Source organism: Nocardia carnea (genome assembly GCF_029869215.1).
Classification (GTDB): Bacteria; Actinomycetota; Actinomycetes; order Mycobacteriales; family Mycobacteriaceae; genus Nocardia; species Nocardia carnea_B.
The window spans coordinates 1-17,820 of record NZ_JARWPM010000359.1 but is presented as its reverse complement, the minus strand read 5'-3'; the positions used below and the strand labels follow the sequence as shown (position 1 = coordinate 17,820).

Annotated in this window: 16 protein-coding genes; 6 read left to right on the top strand and 10 right to left on the bottom strand. The window is 68.3% G+C overall.

Annotated elements, in window-relative coordinates:
- The first annotated feature begins 15 nt into the window (after positions 1 to 15).
- Positions 16 to 2,178, top strand: a complete 2,163-nt coding sequence (locus QH276_RS25000; RefSeq protein WP_280398296.1) for a glycosyltransferase family 39 protein — start codon at positions 16 to 18, stop codon at positions 2,176 to 2,178.
- A gap of 59 nt (positions 2,179 to 2,237) precedes the next feature.
- Here QH276_RS25000 and QH276_RS24995 read toward each other — a convergent pair whose 3' ends face one another.
- Both QH276_RS24995 and QH276_RS24990 read right to left on the bottom strand, forming a co-directional pair.
- Entirely contained in the window at positions 2,238 to 2,624 is a 387-nt protein-coding gene (locus tag QH276_RS24995; RefSeq protein WP_280398295.1) for a nuclear transport factor 2 family protein, read from the bottom strand.
- Between the two features lie 131 nt (positions 2,625 to 2,755).
- Positions 2,756 to 3,622, bottom strand: a complete 867-nt coding sequence (locus tag QH276_RS24990) for an alpha/beta fold hydrolase (protein WP_280398294.1) — start codon at positions 3,620 to 3,622, stop codon at positions 2,756 to 2,758.
- 56 nt (positions 3,623 to 3,678) lie between these two features.
- On the opposite strand from QH276_RS24990, the gene QH276_RS24985 reads away from it, so the two are divergent.
- Positions 3,679 to 4,332 carry a TetR/AcrR family transcriptional regulator gene (locus tag QH276_RS24985; protein WP_280398293.1) on the top strand — a complete coding sequence of 218 codons (654 nt, stop codon included), beginning with the start codon at positions 3,679 to 3,681 and terminating at the stop codon, positions 4,330 to 4,332.
- Positions 4,333 to 4,394: 62 nt separating this feature from the next.
- Here the strand turns inward: QH276_RS24985 and QH276_RS24980 are convergent, their stop codons facing one another.
- Entirely contained in the window at positions 4,395 to 5,015 is a 621-nt protein-coding gene (locus QH276_RS24980; protein ID WP_280398292.1) for a hypothetical protein, read from the bottom strand.
- A 371-nt stretch (positions 5,016 to 5,386) separates the two neighbouring features.
- Here QH276_RS24980 and QH276_RS24975 point away from each other — a divergent pair, with 371 nt between their 5' ends.
- Together QH276_RS24975 and QH276_RS24970 are read left to right on the top strand one after the other, a co-directional pair.
- A complete protein-coding gene (locus QH276_RS24975; RefSeq protein WP_280398291.1) occupies positions 5,387 to 6,580 on the top strand; it encodes a macrolide family glycosyltransferase in 1,194 nt (397 codons plus the stop codon).
- Positions 6,581 to 6,815: 235 nt separating this feature from the next.
- Positions 6,816 to 8,498, top strand: a complete 1,683-nt coding sequence (locus QH276_RS24970; protein ID WP_280398290.1) for a bifunctional metallophosphatase/5'-nucleotidase — start codon at positions 6,816 to 6,818, stop codon at positions 8,496 to 8,498.
- Between the two features lie 6 nt (positions 8,499 to 8,504).
- Here the strand turns inward: QH276_RS24970 and QH276_RS24965 are convergent, their stop codons facing one another.
- From QH276_RS24965 to QH276_RS24940, 6 genes are read right to left on the bottom strand one after another with little or no spacing between them, the layout of a single operon-like run.
- Positions 8,505 to 9,161 (bottom strand): immunity protein Imm33 domain-containing protein, encoded by a 657-nt coding sequence (locus tag QH276_RS24965; protein ID WP_280398289.1) that lies wholly within the window; start codon positions 9,159 to 9,161, stop codon positions 8,505 to 8,507.
- A 59-nt stretch (positions 9,162 to 9,220) separates the two neighbouring features.
- Positions 9,221 to 10,234, bottom strand: coding sequence for a zinc-binding dehydrogenase (locus QH276_RS24960; RefSeq protein ID WP_280398288.1), 1,014 nt, complete (start codon positions 10,232 to 10,234; stop codon positions 9,221 to 9,223).
- Positions 10,210 to 11,802, bottom strand: coding sequence for a phosphonate ABC transporter, permease protein PhnE (phnE, locus tag QH276_RS24955; protein WP_280398287.1), 1,593 nt, complete (start codon positions 11,800 to 11,802; stop codon positions 10,210 to 10,212). Before phnE ends, QH276_RS24960 begins: the two co-directional genes overlap by 25 nt.
- The gene (gene phnC / locus QH276_RS24950; RefSeq protein ID WP_280398286.1) at positions 11,799 to 12,617 is read right to left on the bottom strand and encodes a phosphonate ABC transporter ATP-binding protein; all 819 of its coding nucleotides are present in this window, start codon (positions 12,615 to 12,617) and stop codon (positions 11,799 to 11,801) included. The genes phnE and phnC overlap by 4 nt, the downstream gene beginning before the upstream one ends.
- A 5-nt stretch (positions 12,618 to 12,622) precedes the next feature.
- Positions 12,623 to 13,582 (bottom strand): phosphate/phosphite/phosphonate ABC transporter substrate-binding protein, encoded by a 960-nt coding sequence (locus QH276_RS24945; protein WP_280398285.1) that lies wholly within the window; start codon positions 13,580 to 13,582, stop codon positions 12,623 to 12,625.
- A gap of 32 nt (positions 13,583 to 13,614) precedes the next feature.
- Entirely contained in the window at positions 13,615 to 14,301 is a 687-nt protein-coding gene (locus QH276_RS24940; protein WP_280398284.1) for a phosphonatase-like hydrolase, read from the bottom strand.
- A gap of 99 nt (positions 14,302 to 14,400) precedes the next feature.
- Between QH276_RS24940 and QH276_RS24935 the strand changes: the two genes are divergently transcribed.
- Positions 14,401 to 15,114, top strand: coding sequence for a GntR family transcriptional regulator (locus tag QH276_RS24935; protein WP_280398283.1), 714 nt, complete (start codon positions 14,401 to 14,403; stop codon positions 15,112 to 15,114).
- Between the two features lie 19 nt (positions 15,115 to 15,133).
- Here the strand turns inward: QH276_RS24935 and QH276_RS24930 are convergent, their stop codons facing one another.
- The gene (locus tag QH276_RS24930) at positions 15,134 to 16,690 is read right to left on the bottom strand and encodes an MFS transporter (RefSeq protein ID WP_280398282.1); all 1,557 of its coding nucleotides are present in this window, start codon (positions 16,688 to 16,690) and stop codon (positions 15,134 to 15,136) included.
- A 342-nt stretch (positions 16,691 to 17,032) separates the two neighbouring features.
- Between QH276_RS24930 and QH276_RS24925 the strand changes: the two genes are divergently transcribed.
- Complete coding sequence (locus QH276_RS24925) at positions 17,033 to 17,629, top strand: hypothetical protein (RefSeq protein ID WP_280398281.1); 597 nt, start codon at positions 17,033 to 17,035, stop codon at positions 17,627 to 17,629.
- The last annotated feature ends 191 nt before the right edge of the window (positions 17,630 to 17,820 follow it).

The following is a 17,820-nucleotide window of genomic DNA, read 5'->3' as shown; positions in this document are numbered from 1 at the left end:
TCCGAAGGAGGTCCGATGACGATCACCGCCGCTCCCGCCGATACCGCGGAACCCGCGACCACCCCCTCCGGTCGCGGGTCCGCCCGCGCCGGGCGCTGGGAGTACCCGGCGCTGGCGGTGCTACTGCTCGCCACCGGCCTGTCCTACCTCTACAACCTGAGCGCGAACGGCTGGGCGAACTCCTTCTATTCGGCCGCCATTCAGGCCGGTTCGGTGTCGTGGAAGGCGTTCTTCTTCGGTTCCTCCGATGCCGCGAACTCGATCACCGTGGACAAACCCCCGGCCTCGCTATGGGTGATGGAACTTTCGGTGCGCCTGTTCGGACTGAACAGCTGGAGCATGCTGGTTCCGCAGGTGCTGCTCGGGCTGGGCACGGTGGCCGTGCTGTGGGCGACCGTCCGGCGTTCGTCCGGCCCGGCGGCAGGTGTGATCGCGGGCCTGGTGGTCGCGGTGACCCCGGTGTTCGCGCTCATGTTCCGGTTCAACAACCCCGACGCGCTGCTGGTGTTCCTGATGGTCGCCGCGGTGTGGGCGATGACGCGCGCCCTCGACGACGGTCGCTGGCGCTGGCTCGTGCTCACCGGCACCTGTATCGGTTTCGGCTTCCTCGCCAAACAGCTGCAGGTGATGCTGGTGGTGCCGGTGCTCGCACTCGTGTACCTGTTCGCCGGACCGCCGAAACTGGGCAAACGGATCGCGCAGTTGTCCGCCGCGGGCGCGGCCATGGTGGTCGCGGCCGGTTGGTGGCTGCTGGCGGTGGAGCTGTGGCCGGCCGATTCGCGGCCGTATATCGGTGGATCGCAGAACAATTCGATTATCGAGCTGACCCTCGGTTACAACGGGCTCGGCCGGTTGAACGGCAACGAGACGGGCAGCGTCGGCCCGGGTGGTGAACTGCCGCCCGGCGGAAACGGGATGTGGGGACAAACCGGAATAGCCCGGATGTTCGATCATGCCCAGGGTGGCCAGATCGCCTGGCTGATTCCCGCCGCCCTGGTGACGCTCGTCGCGGGACTACTGTTGCGTGGCCGGGCCGTACGCACCGATACCGCCCGCGCCCAGATACTGCTGTGGGGCGGCTGGCTGCTGGTCACCGGGCTGGTGTTCAGCTTCATGGCCGGTATCTTCCACCAGTACTACACGGTGGCACTGGCGCCGGCGATCGCGGCGTTGGTGGGCATCGGTGCGGTGTTGTTCTGGCGCAATCGGTCCCGTTGGTGGGTGCGCGTCCTGGCGGCAGCGTCGGTCGCGCTGACCACCGCCACCGCGTGGTTGTTGCTCTCGCGCAGCGCGGATTTCCTGCCTTGGCTGCGGTGGGCGATTCTGGTGGGCGGTATCGTCGCCGCCCTCGCGCTCCTGCTGCCGCTCCCGCGCCGGGCCGCGACGGTGGCGGCCCTGCTGGCCGCGGCGGTCGGGCTGGCCGGTCCGGTCGCCTACACCGTCGACACACTGAACTCCGCTCATCAGGGATCGATTCCGACCGCCGGCCCGGATACCGGCATGTTCGGCGGTATGCGGCCGCCGGGGATGTACGGGCCGGTGATATTCCGCGGGCCGGGCGGGATGCAGGCTGTGCCCGGCGGAACGAACGGCCTTCCGGGCGCACCGGGCGGAGCAGACGGAATGCCCGTTCTACCCGGCGGTGCCGATGGTCCCGGCACCGGCGCACCGGGCGGCAACGGCGGCGCGCCCGGCATAACCTCGAGCGGCCCCGGCGGGAGCGCCGGAACTCAGGGCGACGGTGGCATGACCGCGACCGGAGGCCGGCCGGACGGCGGTATGGGCCGACCCGGCGGAATGGGCGGCGGGCCCGGCGGTGGCGTGATGAGCGCGAGCAAGCCCACCGATGCCCTGATCGCGTTGCTGACCGAGGATGCCGGGGCCTACACCTGGGCGGGCGCCACCGTCTCCGCGAACAGCGCGGCCGGATATCAGCTGGCCACCGAACTGCCGATCATGCCCATCGGCGGCTTCAACGGCAGCGACCCCTCGCCCACGCTGGAACAGTTCCAGCAGTATGTCGAGTCCGGGCAGATCCACTACTTCCTCGGCGGTAGTAGCGGTGGGCCCGGGGGCCGGACGGGTATCAGCGCGGAGATCACCCAGTGGGTACAGGACAACTTCACCGCGACCGAGGTCGACGGCGTTACCGTCTACGACCTGACCGCACCGAAGTAGCACACCGCACAACGACGGCCCGGGCCGCGCAGGTCCGGGCCGTCGTCGCGTCCGCGGGCTCAGCCGGCGAAAACCTCGGTGAGGTCACCGTAGAGACGCTGTTCGGTGAACTGGTTGTCCGCGTTCACCGTCGCGTACACCGCGCCCGGGATGTCGACCTCTTTACCGGTCTTCAGCCAGTAATGGATGCGGATCTCGAACATCACCTCGGTGACGCCGCCGGTCGCCGGATGGGGTTCGATCCAGTGCACCACCTTGTGCTCGATCTTCGTGGTCTGGTCGAGCACGTACTGGATGGAGGCCGTCGCCGCGTCCCGGCCGGTCACCGGTTCGGCGTTCGCAAAGGTCAGTTTCACGTCGTCGGTCATCAACGCGGCCGCCTCGGCGAGCTGACCGGAGTCGATGAGCTCGTAGTAGTTCTCCACCAGTTTCCGGACCGCCGACATCAACTCTCCTTGCCGAATCTCCCACATGGGGAATGCTTTTCGTAATGCGTGCTCAGGGTAGTGGAAGTTCACCGGCCGCGCCCGGGATCAGGAGCACAACCACCACCGGACCGGTTGCATCGAATGCGGCGTCATCCCGGCGAGTCCTTTCGCCGGAGGTGTTCCAGGACCAGGCTGCGGACAGGTTCGACGTCGGCCAGGAGGCCGTGCCCCGCACCGGGGAGAATCACCGTATGCGCCCCGGCCCGCCGCGCGACTTCCGCGGCCGCCTCCGAATCGTGCACCTGGCTCGCCCCGGCCAGCGCGACGAGGGTCGGGACCGGCAAGTGCGTCAACTCGTCCGGCAGGTGGGGATGGACGATCGGCGAGGCCGGGAAGTGAGCGGCTCCGTGAGCGAGCAGGTCGAGGTAGGCCTCCAGATGCGCCGGTCCGCTGCCGGGGGCGCCCGATGCCAGCAGCGCGCGGGCCGCCTCGAAAGTCGGGTGCGGGTCGCGGTTGCGGCCCAGCTCCTCGAACTCGGGGCTGAGCCCGGCGAAGACCAGAGGCGGATCGAGCAGCACCAGCCGCCGCACCCGGTCGGGATGGGCGAGCGCGAACCGGAACGCCAGGTGCCCGCCCAGGGACTGGCCGCACAGGTCGGCGGCGGGTAGCCCGAGCAGGTCGAAAGTTTCCGCCAGCCAGTCCACGAGATCGTCCATGCTGGTCAAGGCGGCGCCGGTGTGTCGACTGCGCCCCGGCTCGCCGATGGTGTCCACGGCCCGCACATGATGCTCCTCAGCCAGCGAACCGACTACCGGGTACCACATTCCGGACGTGCCGCTGTATCCGTGGAGCAGGACCAGCGACGGCGCTGCGGCCGGGCCCGCGGACGTGACTCGTGTCGTTCCGTACCGCCCCGGGAGATCTATCGTCTCGGCCGGCACCGGCCAATATGCCATCACCGCGTCGTAGGCCGCGAAATACGCTGTCTCCAGCTCAGGGTCGGCGAATGCGGTCATCGCGCACTCCACTGGTCGGTCATCCTCATAACTCCCTTTTTCAAGTCAGCTGTATTATGTCAGGCGTATGGAATCAGCCGGAAGGGATTGGCGTGCCCAAACAGGTCGATCACCGAGAACGTCGCGAAACCATCGCGCGCGCCCTGTGGCGAGTAGTGGACCAACAAGGTTGGACCCGAGCGACGATGCGTGCGATCGCCCGCGAGGCGGATGCCTCCCTCGGACAGGTCCAGCACTATTTCAGCTCCCGGACAGCGATGCTCGTATTCGCTATGGAGTTCGCTGCCGAACAGACCTCACGGCGCGTCACCCGAAGCATCGACCGCCTCGGCTCACCTCCACACCCGCGCGACGTACTGCGAATAACGCTCATGGAGATGCTCCCCTTGCACCCGGACGCCCGCGCCACCAGCCGCATGAGCGCCGCCTACGCCCTCGAGGCGTTACACGACCCAGAGCTTCACGAACAGGCCCGCCTCGGACTACACGACGGCAGAGCACTGATCGAACGCCTCATCAGGCAAGCAATCACCGATGGCCATATCCCCTCGGATCGCGAACCGGCGATCGAGACAAACCTCCTGCTCGCGCTGACCGGCTTCACCCCGCTTCTGGACTTCGACGTCATCGATCCCGACGCCGCGCTGACTGCCATCGATTACCACCTCGACAGACTCTTCGACTGCACGTCGCACCATCCCGAGCGGTAGGCGACCCCGGCAGGTGGGTCCACTGTCCCGCGCCGGCTATGGCTCTGAAGCGGAGACAATCGTCAAGGCCGCTGATTCGCAAGCGGTTCCAACCACGGATGGCCGGGGTGCACTCGCGAGAGCCATCCGGACAGCCGAGACCGCCGTTGGCCGTCCAGCGCGGGGAGCGCACGCAGGAAGTCCCCTTCGTCCTTGGTTCGCCGGGCTTTCGCCTTGAACAGGAGAACGACCTCGGGGATCACAAAGGGGATGCCCGAGGCAGTGCGGAGAATCAGCTCGTCGAAAGGCAGCGTGATCGAGGCATCACGGCGGCACACCCAGCGATCGCCCAGGTACGGCTCGCGGAACACATCCAGGCGATACAGCCCCGTCGCCGGCTCACGCAGCCATGTCTGGTGCTGGCTGTCCGCTTCCTCGGGAAACGGCCAGACGTACCCGTCACCGACGACGTCCCATTCGAAGCCGGGAAACGCCTCCTGGATGTCACCGAACCGCTCCTGCGGCACCCCGATTTCGAGATCGGAGTGCACCCGTCCGGGACCGCCGACGAACAGGTCCAGCGCCCACCCGGCGACGACATACCAACACGGCGCGGCGCCCGAGAGCCGTTCGGCGACTTCGGCGGGAGTCCAGGCCTGCCACAGGCGTTCACTCTCCGCGACGGACAACGGGCGACCGGCCATCTAGTGAAGACTCCTTCACCTCTCCCCGGGACGTCGGGTCGCCCCGGAGACTACCCTCCCCGGAGAGGGCTCCACCAGCCCGTCAGCTCTCTCGGTCCCGCCACGGGATGAGCGCGCCTTACCACAATCGGTCACACCTTCCTTGTCGGCGGGCACGATTACCTCGCCACCAGGAGGCGCTGAACCGCCGACCCGTGGGGAGCGATCTCGCCGGCGCCGTTACACTCGGACCCATGTTGTTTCAGCAGATCTACTTCTGAGCCCTTCCGGGACGCTCGTCCCGCCCCGGTCCCCGCACGCCGCGCCTATCCCGGCCGAGCCGTCACGTGACCGCAGCTCCGCCCCCGTAGACCTGAAACGAGAGCCTTCCCATGTCTGTTCGCCCTGCTCATATCGCCATGGCCTCCGTGCCCGCCATCAGCCATGTCCTGCCCAGCCTCGAGATCATCCGTGAACTCGTCGCCCGCGGTCACCGCGTCACCTACGCCAACGACCCGTCGATGGCCGACCTCATCACCGGCACCGGCGCCGAACTGATCCCCTGCCACTCGATCCTGCCCACCGAGGACAACGACTGGCCCGACGATCCCATCGGCGCGATGAGCTTGTTCCTGGACAACGCGATACACGCGCTCCCGCAGCTGCGTGCCGCCTACGATCCCGACCCGGCCGACCTGTACATGTACGATATCGGCGGCTACGCGATCCGCACCGTCGCCGAAACCCAGCGCCGTCCCCTGGTGCAACTGTCCCCGACCTACGTCGGCTGGTCCGGCTACGAAGACGAAGTCGGCGCATTCCTGCGGCAACTTCCGGGTGCCGACGCCTTCCACGACCGATTCGCCACGTGGCTGCGCGAATCCGGCGCCGTCACAACCGATCCGGACAGGTTCTCCGGGCATCCCCCGCGCGCGCTCGCGATGATCCCCTCGGCGATGCAGCCACAACTCGATCGGGTCGACGCCGACACGGTCACCTTCGTCGGCCCCTGTTTCGGCGGCCGCGCCGAACGCGACACCTGGACCCGCCCCGCCACCGCCGAGAAAATACTGCTCATCTCCCTCGGATCGGCCTACACCCGCCAACCCGCGTTCTACCGCAACTGCCTGGAAGCGTTCGGCGACCTCCCGGGCTGGCACGTGATCCTCCAGATCGGCCGCTACGTCGACCCCGCCGAACTCGGGGCGATCCCGTCGAATATCGAAATCCATTCCTGGGTTCCGCAATTGGCGATCCTCCAACAGGCCGACGCGTTCATCACCCACGCCGGGATGGGCGGCAGCAGCGAAGGTCTGTCCGCCGGTGTCCCGATGATCGCCGTCCCGCAGGCCGTCGACCAGTTCGACAACGCCGACCGCCTCGTCGAACTCGGCGTGGCCCGCCACATCGACACCCCCGATGCCACCCCGGAGGCGCTGCGTGCCGCGCTCCTCGCCCTGACCACCGACCCCGAAGTGGCCGATCGATGCAGCCGGCTCAGCGCACAGGCCCGCACCGAAGGCGGCACCCAGCACGCGGCCGACCTGATCGAAAAGATGCTGACCACAACCGCACTCGGCACGTAGCCGCCCACAATGGCCGACTGCGGGGAGGCGCGCCCTCGGCACCGTAGTGGGTAGGTGCCGGGGCGACGGCGTGTGCGAGCCCATCGATTGGGCCCGTGGGTGGCTCCCCGATGATGCGGTGCATGCTCAGGTATGCGGCGGCGCACTCCGGCCGCGGCCGGAGTTCTCGCGGACGCGGCAGGAGTTCACCGTAGCGTCGTCTGACGGCCGAACTGCGCTGCCAGAGTGGGTAGGTATGAGCGTTCTGCGTCGGGCGGCGTCCGGGTGCGCTGTCGCGTTGAGTGTCGTGCTGCTGGCCGGTTGTTCCGGGGGCGGGGATCCCGCGCCCGCACCGCCCGGAGTCGTCCCGTTGATTTCCACCGATGACCTTCCGGCGGCCGAACCGGGTGAGGTGCATCTGTTCGCCTTCAACGATCTGCACGGCCATCTGGAACCGCCCGAGGCGAGCAACGGGCTGATCGGCGAATACACCGCGGGCGGCGCCGCCTACCTCGCGACCCACCTCGACCGTCTGCGCACCGCCTACCCGGACAGCGCCGTCCTCTCGGCCGGCGACAATATCGGGGCGAGTCCGCTGGTGTCGTCACTGTTCCACGACGAGCCGACGATCGAGTTCCTGAACCGGATCGATACCGCGGCCTCGGCGGTGGGCAATCACGAACTCGATCACGGTGTGCTGGAACTGGCCCGCCTGAGCAAGGGCGGGTGCGCACCGGACGGCTGCTCGCCGGGCGAACCGTTCACCGGTGCGGATTTCGATTTCCTGGCCGCGAACCTCACCAATGCCCGTGGGCAGCTGCCGCCGGACGTCCGGCCGTGGACCATGATCGAAGTCGGCGGCCACAAGATCGGTGTGGTGGGCACGGTGACACCCGAAACGGTGAAGCTGGTCTTCCCCGAGGGCATCCGCGGCTATACGTTCGGCGACCAGGCGGAAGCCATCAACAAATACGTTCCCGCGATGAAGCAGGCGGGGGCGGAAACCGTGGTCGCGCTGGTGCACGACGGCGGCGGCCAGGGCACCCCGGCGAAAACCGCCGATTACAACGGCTGCGCCGAGATCAGCCCGGATGTCCCCGACCTCGCCGCGCGGACCGATCCGGCCGTGCGGGTCATTTTCACCGCGCACAGCCATCAGCCCTACGTCTGCGAGTTCGACGGCAAGGTCGTCACCCAGGGCTCGTCCTACGGCCGCCTCATCACCGACGTCACCCTGCGCTTCGCCGACGGCGAGGTCACCGCCGGTGCGGTGAACCGCGTGGTCACCCGCGAGGTCGAACCCGACCCGCAGATCACCGGGCTGATCGATTTCTACGCCGCCCAGGCCGCCCCGCGGGCCGGTCGAGTGGTGGGCACCGCCACCGCACCGCTGGCCAAGGCGAGCGCTACCGGCGAATCGCCGCTCGGCGCGGTGATCGCCGATGCGATGCTCGACGTCACCGACGAATCGGCGCAGGCGGTGGCCGCGTTCATGAATCCCGGCGGTGTTCGCGCCGATATCGATCAGGGTCCGATCACCTACGGGAACATCTACGAGACCCAGCCTTTCGGCAATCAGGTGGTGACGCTGACCCTCACCGGCCGCCAGATCCTGGACCTGCTGGAACAGCAGTGGGACAACGCGAGCAAACCCGCGGTGCTCTCGGTCGCCGGTCTTTCCTACGCCTACGACGACACGGCCCCGCCCGGGCAGAAGGTGATCGACGAGTCGGTCCGTATCGGCGGCACACCGCTGAACGAGGTCGCGGTCTACCGGGTGAGCACCAACAACTTTCTCGCCTCCGGCGGTGACGGTTTCACGATCTTCACCCGGGGTACCGATACCACTGTCGGCCCCACCGACCTCGACGCCCTGGAAACCTACCTCCGCGACCGCGGCCCGGTCGCCGCGCCCGAAGAGCGCGTCGAACGCCGCTGAACGGCGTCAGGGGTACAGCGTCGCGAGGAGCGATTCCGGCTCCGCGCTCAGCCGCCGGTTGTGGCGGGTGAGCGCGGGTGCCCCGGAACCCAGCACGACCGTGCAGTCGTGCGGCAGGGCGAGGTAGCCGACAATCTTGGGTTGTGTGATCGCGAGCCGGTAGAGGGTCGCGCTGCGCAAGGCATCGCCGGTGTGCTGGTGTGACTCGCCCCGGCAGCCGATGAACCAGCCGGATTCGCCTTCGCCGTACGGGTAGCGATGCATGACTACGGTATCGACGGTGCCGATTTCGGTGCAGGTGGACGCGTGCTGGAGATAGTGCGGGTAGTCCATTTCCGGTTCCAGCCCGACGCTTCTGGCGATTTCGCGCTGGAACCATGTCTGCTCCAGCGCATTCGCCGCGCCCGGTACGAGTTCCGGTGGATCGTGCACGAAATCGGGTTCACACAGGCCGATGGTGCCGTCTCCGCGATCCATCACGTAGCAGTCCAGCCAGCCGATGCCCACGGTCTCGCCGACCGGGAACCGGCTGCCTTCGCGGATCGACTCCTCCAGACCCGTGACGAGCCAGTCGATACCCAGTTCGGTGAGTGCGTCGGGTTCGTAGTCGAGGGAGAATTCGGGCTGTCCGGCGCGTCCCGCCGCCGTCCTGCGCTGCACCACCGCTCAATCGTCCCCCTGGGCACCGGCCGCCGCAACACCGAGCACGCCCGGAGCCGGGATCACGGAGTGACCGAGGCGCGCAGCACTTCCCGCGGCGTGGGCTCCAGGACGGTGCCGATCGCATCCAGGGCGACCGGGGCCGCGACGAGATCGCTCCAGGGCATGGTGCGGCAGGTGCGGGTGAGGAACTCGACCGCGCGGACGAGGTGGCGGGGTTCGTAGTTGTGCACCCCGGTGATGGTCAGCCAGCCCCGGACCACCGATTCCGGATCGAGCGCGACGGTGGGCCCGGGGGTCACCGAACCGGCGAGTACCAGGATTCCACCGAGATCGAGCCGGGACAACGCGCCGGCCACCGCGGTGGACGAACCGGAGAAATCCAGGGCGATATCGATCGTGCCACCCGTATCCGGTTCGGCGCCGAAGCGGGCGGCCAACGCGCGACGCTGGGGATGGGGATCACTGATCACCACCCGGGCGTCCCGTTCGGCGCAGGCGGCGGCCGCGGTGACTCCGAGCATGCCCGCGCCGCAGATCAGGACTCGGCGGCCGGTCAGGTCACCGGCGGCTTCCAGCACGGCCATCACGGTGGCGGTCGCGCAGCCGGCGGGTGCGGCGACCGCGTCGGGGACCATATCGGGCACCACGACGGTGGTGACGCCGGCGGGTAGCAGGATGTGCTCGGCGTAGCCGCCGGACAGCGGCCAGTCACCGGTGAATGCTTCGTGCCCGACCTTGCGCACCTGCTCGCATTTGGCGGTGAAGCCGCGCCGGCAACGCCCGCACCGGCCGCAGGCGGCGGTGACCGACCAGACGATCCGGTCGCCGATCTCCTGTTCGGCGCCGGGCCCGGCGGCAACCACGTGCCCGACGGCTTCGTGGCCGAGAATCGAGGGCGACGGCGCCGGGCGGCGGCCGGAGACCGTGTGCAGATCGCTCCCGCAGACGGTGGCCAGCCGCACCCGCACCAGGAGTTCCCCCGGACCCGGCTCCGGAAGCTCGACCTCGCGCACCCGCACGCCGTCACCGGACCAGACGGCCGCGCGGGTCAGACGACGAGTGAGCGTATCCATCCGGAGAGCCTTTCGATGGTGTAGACGATGACGAAGACGACGATCACGATGGCGCCGGCGATATCGAAGTTCAGCGTGCGGATGGCCTCGAACAGCAGGTAGCCGATACCGCCCGCACCGACGATGCCCAGCACCGTGGAGGTGCGGATATTGACGTCGAGCAGGTAGAGACTCGACCCGATCATCGAGGGCACGGCCTGCGGCACTACCGCGGCGAACAGCGTTTTCCACCACCCGCCGCCCACCGCGCGGACAGCTTCCAGCGGGCCGGGGTCGATTTCCTCGACGGCATCGGCGACGAGTTTGCCGAGGAAGCCGATCGAACCGATGGCCAGCGCGCACGTTCCGGCGATCGGGCCCAAACCCAGCGCCGCGACGAACACCACCGCGATGATGAGTTCGGGTACCGCGCGCACCGCCAGAATCCAGGCCCGGGCCGACCAGTACACCGCCGGATGCGGGGAGACGTTCGCGGCGCCGAGGATGCCCAGCGGGATCGAGAGCACCACGCCGATGGCTGTAGCCACCAGGCCGATCGCGACGGTCTGCACGGCCGCGTCGAACAGTTCGGTGCCGAGCGCCCCGAAATCCGGCGGGATCATCCGGCCGAACACCTCGAACGAGGGCCACGGCCAGGTCAGCAGCGACCACGGGTCGATCTCGAGCACCAGCAGCGACGCGAGACAGGTGATACCCAGCAGACCACCGAAGGCGAAGCGGGTCAGCCGGTCTCGGCGCGGCCCCGCCGGCGACGCGGTGAGCAGGGTACGCCGGATGACGATGGTGAGCACTTCCATGGCCGCGATGATCACCAGGATCACGCCGACAATGCCGAGGGCCCGTGGATAGATCAGCCCGCGCAGTGCGTCCTGCAGGGCGAAACCGATACCGCCCGCGCCGACGAAACCGAGCACCACCGACATCCGGAGGTTGATATCGATGCGGTAGACGAAGGTACTGATCCACGCGGGAACGGCCTGCGGGACCACCGCATTGAGCATTTCCCGGAAGTACCCGGCGCCGGTCGCGCGCACGGCTTCCCGCGGGCCTGGATCGGTCTGTTCGATCGCATCGGCGAAGAGTTTGCCGAGCATCCCGATCGAATGCAGTGCGAGCGCCAGGATGCCGGGGAGCACACCGATACCGAGCGCCCGCACGAACAGCGCGGCGAACAACAGGTCCGGCATGGCCCGGCAGAACGTGATGATCGCCCGCGCCACGGCGTAGACCGCCGGATGCGGGGTGGTGTTACGGGCGGCGAGGAACGCCAGTGGTACCGATACCGCCGCGGCGAGCACGGTGCCGAGCACCGCCATGAGCAGGGTCTCGACGGCGAGCACGGAGATACGGCCGGGATCGTCGAGCCGCGGCGGCAGCATCCGCTCCAGCAGCGCGGCGATTTCGTCGAGACCGTCGATCAGGGTGGCCGGCGCGAAATCGATGTACCAGGCCGCCGCCAGCGTGGCCAGTACCGCGGCGGCGGCGCATGTCCGCAGCAGGACGGTGCGGATCGGTGTGGGCACGCGCGGTTTCGCGGCCTGCGGCGGCGGGAGGAGGAGGGTGCTCATCGCGGTTCGGCCGCGTTCGCTTCGGCCACCGCCGGTTCGACCCGCTGGTAGATCTCCATGACCTCGTCCTTGGAAAGGCCCACCGCGGGCCGGTCCAGCACCTTCACCCCGCCCCGCAGCCCGATCAGCCGGTGCGCCCAGCCCATCGCCAGATCCACCTGGTGCAGGGTGCACAGCACCGTCAGTTTCTCTTCGATACACACCCGGAACAGCAGGTCCATCACCACGCCCGCGTTCTCCGGGTCGAGCGAGGCGACCGGTTCGTCGGCGAGCACGACCTTGGGTTGCTGCATGAGGGTCCGCGCGATCGCGACCCGCTGCTGCTGGCCGCCGGAGAGGGTATCGGCGCGGCGTTCGGCGAGATCGGCCAGCCCGACGCGGTCGAGATGCTGTAGCGCCTCGAGCCGCATCCGTTTGGGGTAGGTGAGTGCCCCGTAGCGCGGCAGCGCGATCCGACCGAGGCCGCCGATGAGCACGTTCTCCAGGCAGCTGAGCCGCCCGACCAGGTTGAACTGCTGGAAGACGAAGCCCACCTCGCGCCGCAGGGCCCGCAGCCGGGCCCCGGAGGCGAGGTCGACGCGGGTGCCGTCGACCTCGATCCGGCCCGAACTCACCGGGTGCAGTCCGTTCAGGCACCGCAACAGGGTCGATTTACCGGACCCGGAGAGCCCGAGCAGCACGACCATCTCACTGCGGTGCACCTCGAACGACACATCGTCGAGCGCGGTGGTATCGCCGAACTTCTTGGTGACCGACTGCGCGGAGATCACGGTGTCGTCCCCGGCGACAGTGGGCCGGTGCGGCGCGGGTGGCATCGGAATCAGCCCTTGCACTTCTCGGAGCCGGTGACCTCACAGACGTGGCGCACGCCGTTGTAGTCGGCGTCCTCCGCCGGGACGACACCCCAGGCCCGTTCGTCGGTGATCCGGCAGTCGCCGGTGCAGAGGCCCTCGCCGAGCATGTATTCGGCGTTCACCTTCTCGGTGAAGACGGTCTTCAGTTTCGCGATGGTGTCGGCGCCGAGATCGTTGTTGGCGGCGAACACCGAACCGGCGATGGTTTCCGATTTCCACACCGTCTTCAGCTGACCGGGCTTCAGGTCACCCTTCTCGATGAGGGTTTTGTCGACCATGGTGTCGAAGGCGAAACCCGCATCGCAGTCACCGGCCGCGATGGCCAGCGCGGAGGCGTCGTGACCGCCGGCGTAGATCGGCTGCAGACCGGCCGAGAGATCGGCCTCCGAACCGGATGCGATCACCTTCTTCTCGATCAAACCGGCGGAGGGATACAGGAATCCGGAGGTCGAGCCGGGATCGACGAAGCAGACCTTCTTGCCCTTGAAATCCTCGAGGGCGTTCACCTGGGCGTTATCGGCACGGGCGAGGCCGTAGGACTGGTAGCCGGGCGGCGTGCCCTTGTCCTTGACCACCGCACCGAGCGGGGTCATCTCGGCGCCGTTCACCCCGGCGACGACGTAGGCGAAGGGCCCGAAGAACGCCAGGTCCACATTGCCGGCGATAAGACCCTCGACCACGCCCGCGTAGTCGGAGGCCTGTACGAACTCGACCTTCGATCCGGTTTCCCGCTCCAGCAGCGCGATCACGGGCTCGTAGCTGGACTTCAGATCGGTGGAGTTCTCGGCCGGGATGGCGGCGAGGGTCAGGGTCTCCGGGAAGCCCTGGTCGTTCACCGCCTCGGAATCGGAACCGGAACAGGCGGAGAGGGTGAGAGCCAGGCCGGCGAGTACGGCGGCCGCGGTATGACGACGACGGAAGAACATGGAACGTCCTTGGGAGAGAAGGGCGGAGCGGATCAGGCGGATAAGAGCAGGGCGGGCAGTTCGGTGACGGACCCGAGCACATGGGTGGCACCGGCGGCGCGCAGCGTTTCGGCGTCGTGGGCGCCGGTGAGGGTGCCGGCGACGACGCCCGCGCCGGCCCGGAGCCCGGAGATGATGTCGCTGGCGGTGTCACCGAGCACCGCGACCCGGCGGACGTCGTCGACCTCCAGGCGCAGCAACGCCGTGAGGACCAGGTCGGGATAGGGGCGGCCGCGACCGGCGTCGGCGGGGGCCAGCACCAGATCGGCAACTTCGGCCCAGCCCAGGGCGTCGAGGAGTTTGCGCTGGGTGGATCGGCTGAAGCCGGTGGTGAGCGCGACCTTGATGCCGGACGCGCGCAGCTTCGCGATGGCTTCCGCGGCGCCCGGGATCGCGGTGACGGAGCCGGTTTCGATATGGCGTTCGTAGGCGGATTCGAAGGCCGCGTTGGCAACTGCTGCGCGATGGTCGGAACCGAAAAGTGCACGGAAAACCACGATTTTCGACTGGCCCATCGTATCGATCACGTACTGGCGGGCCTTGTCCCGCTCGGGGCCGCTTTCCGGCAGTCCCACCGCGGTGGCGGCGTCGTCGAAGGCGGCGATCACGGCGCCGTCGTCGGCGACGGTGGTGCCGGCCATATCCAGTACTGCCAGGGCGATAGCGGTGTCGTCTTGCACAGGACCGAGAATGCCATGCTGGTATAGACCAGGGAACAGCCGTTGAGCGAACCTTGGGTTAACAGCTGGTATAGACCACGGTCGCGGTAGGGTTGGACCGTGACGTCGACCGCGGAGCCCCGGGTGCTCAAACATCAGATCGTGCGCGCGAGCATCGAGGAACTGCTCGACGGGCTCGAGGTGGGCGCCACCGTGCCGTCCGAACGCGATCTCGCGGTGCGTTTCGACGTGGCCCGGGAAACGGTGCGCCAGGCGTTACGGGAGCTGCTGGTCGCGGGCCGGATCGAACGACAGGGCAAAACCACCCTGGTGGCCGGTCCGAAACTGGTTCTCCCGCTGGCCCTGGGCTCCTATACCGAGGCGGCCCGCGCCGAAGGACGTAGTGCCACGCGCATTCTGGTGGGCTGGTCGCGGCTCACCGCCGACCCGGAACTGGCCGCCCAACTCGCCATCGAACCGGGCGATCCGATCATCCAGCTCGAACGTGTCCTCACCACCGACGGCGTCCGCCTCGGCCTGGAAACCACCCGGCTGCCCGCCTACCGCTACCCCGGCCTGATCGACACCTTCGACTACACCCGCTCGCTCTACGCCGAAATAGCCGCCCGGGGCATCTCTTTCGCGAAGGCGGTCGACAGCATCGAAACCACCCTGCCCGACGCCCGCGAAGCCGCGCTGCTCACCGTCGACACCCGCACCCCGATGTTCCTGCTGAAACGCGTCTCCTACGACCCTGCCGGTATCCCGATCGAACACCGCCGCTCGCTCTACCGCGGCGACCGGATGACCTTCACGGCCATCCAAACCCCCTGACCCGGAACCGCTGGGCGACCTAGCCTTCGGGCGCAGGCCGGCGGCTTGCCGGATCCAGCGCGGTGAACGCCGCCGCGGCCAGGATCATGACGGCCGAAACCAGCAGTGCCACATCCAGTCCGTGATGGAAGGCGACCTTCCCGGTTTCGATGACCTCGTTCAATTTCCCCAGGTACGGAAAATACGGGGTGATGTTGAACCCCTCGGGGATACCGCCACGTTCGACGGCTTCGACCGCGCCGGGTTGCAAGTCCGGCGGGAGCCCCAGCTCCGTCATCCGCTGCTTCAGGTCCGCGGTGAGCAGCGAATTCACCAGTACACCGAGCACCGCGACCCCGAACGCCGAACCGACCTGGCGCATCGTATTGGTCACCGCGGCCGCCATACCCGAATGTTCGGGCGGTACCGCCGACATGACGGCCGAGGTCAACGGCACCACCGCGATCCCGAAACCCGCGCCCGCCACCGCCATCGCGGCCGCCAAGGAGAGGTCCTGCACCGAACTCGCCAGCGAGAGCCGGGTCAGCAGGATCCCGCCGGCGCCGAGTACGCAGCCGACGATCATGGGTATCCGCGCACCCCGGCGGCCCACCCAGTAGCCCGCGGCCAGCGATCCGATGATGATCGCGGCGGCCATCGGCGCGAATACCGCGGCCGTACGCGCACCCGAATACGAGTGCATCACCTGTAGATACAGTGCGGTGAAGAAGAAGATCGAGAAGACACCGAAGTAGACGGCGAACGCGACCACCAGGGCGCTGCGCACCGTCGGCAGGCGGAGATACCGGAAGTCGAGCATGGGCGCGCGGGCCCGCCGTTCGACGGCGACGAACGCGACCAGCGCCACCGCCCCGGCGGCGAACAACGCGAGCACCGAGGGCGCGGTGTAACCGACCTCCTCGCCACTGGTCGCGGCGTAGATGATCGCCCCGAGGAAACCGGCGCCGAGCAGCGCGCCGGCCCAGTCGATCGGCTCGGGGCGCGGATCGGCGCTCTCCGGAACCGACCACAACGCGGCGACCAGCGCCACCGCACCGATCACCAGGTTGAACCAGAAGATCGAACGCCACCCGTACGCGTGTACCAGCACACCGCCCAGCACCGGCCCGGCCGCCAGCGCCAGCCCCGAGGCCGCCGCCCATACGCCGAGTGCCTTCGCGCGGGACCTTTCACCGGGGAAGATATGCCGCAGCACCGAGAGGGTGCCGGGTTCGGAAGCGGCCGCACCCACACCCATGATCACGCGGCCGGCAATGAGCACCGCGACACTGGTCGCGAGCGCCGAAACCACGGAGCCGGCGGCGAAGATCACCAGCCCGACGATCATGACCCGTTTGCGGCCCCAGCGATCGCCGAGAGATCCGCCGGCCAGCATCAGGCAGGCGAAGACGAGTGTGTAGCCGTTGACGACCCACTGGAGTGCGGTCACATCGGTTTTGAGCTCGCTGCGGATGGCGCCCAGCGCGACACTCACCACCGTGGTATCCAGGAAGGTCACGAACACTACAGCGGTGACCGCGGCCAGCGCCACGCCCGGACGTTTCGTCGTGCCCGGCACGTCTTCCCTCGACCCCACCGGCACAGGCTACCCGCCGGAGTCGCCGTGCACCTCCCGATGAGCGGCACCGCTGCCCGAGGTGAAGCCGTGCTTGCCGGAGGCAGTCGGCACGGCGCCGCGCCGACGATGCCGATCGTCTACCGGGGCCTGCGCCCCGACTGCTTCCGGTCCTGCGGATCCGCAGCCGCCGAGCCCGGACTCACAGCGAACGGTCGGCGTGCGCCACGTATAGGGGCATTTTCTATTACCTGTTGTATGTGCCGTTGCATAGCGGTACGGTAATGAATGTATCGATAAGCGCTCCCCCCGGAGCGCTACCGCCCCGCCGCCCACGGGGCGCGACGAGTGAGGACTCCACCGATGAACCGAACCCCCGAACAGCGCACCCGCCGTATCGCCGCCCGGATCGCCGCGATCGCGGTCATCGCCCTCGCGCCCCTGGCGGTTGCCGGCACCGCCCTCGCCGACCCGGCCGGCGCGTCCACGATCAGCGACGACTCGCACGGTTCCCGCGGTTCCGGCAACGACCGCGACAGCGACCGCGGCAGCCGCTTCGGCGACAACCGGATCGGCGACAGCCGGCCCGGCGACTACGGCATCGGCGATAACGGCTTCGGCTGGGACGATAACGGCAACTACGGATATCGCGACCACAACCGGCATAACTACGACGGCTGGAACGACGATTTCAACAACGGCCACAACGGCCGGAGCAATGACTCGCACGCCGGCTACGGCGGCAACCGCGGCCACGACAACGACGGCCCCGCCGGCCACGGGCACAACAACGGGGGCGGCACCCAGAACCCCACCTGGAACATGCCCAACCCCTACATCCCGCCGCCCCCGCCGGCCCTGCTGCCGTCGATCCCGGTGCTGCACCTGCCCTCGCTGCACAACCTGCCCCTCCCCTTGGCCGGGCTCGCGGGCCTGCCGGGCACCGGCAGCGCTTTTTGATGCGCTTTATGTACCGTTAGATAGCGGTTCATCAACTGACGAATCGTTCGATACCACTCGGTACGAAAAGGACGTGGGCGTTCTCGGACCCTGCGTTCACCGGTCGCCGCAGGCGGCTGCACAGCCACATCCGGCAGCTGTGCCGCCGCCCCGGGTCGATACACCAAGCGGCGAGTCATAAGGCACCGCGG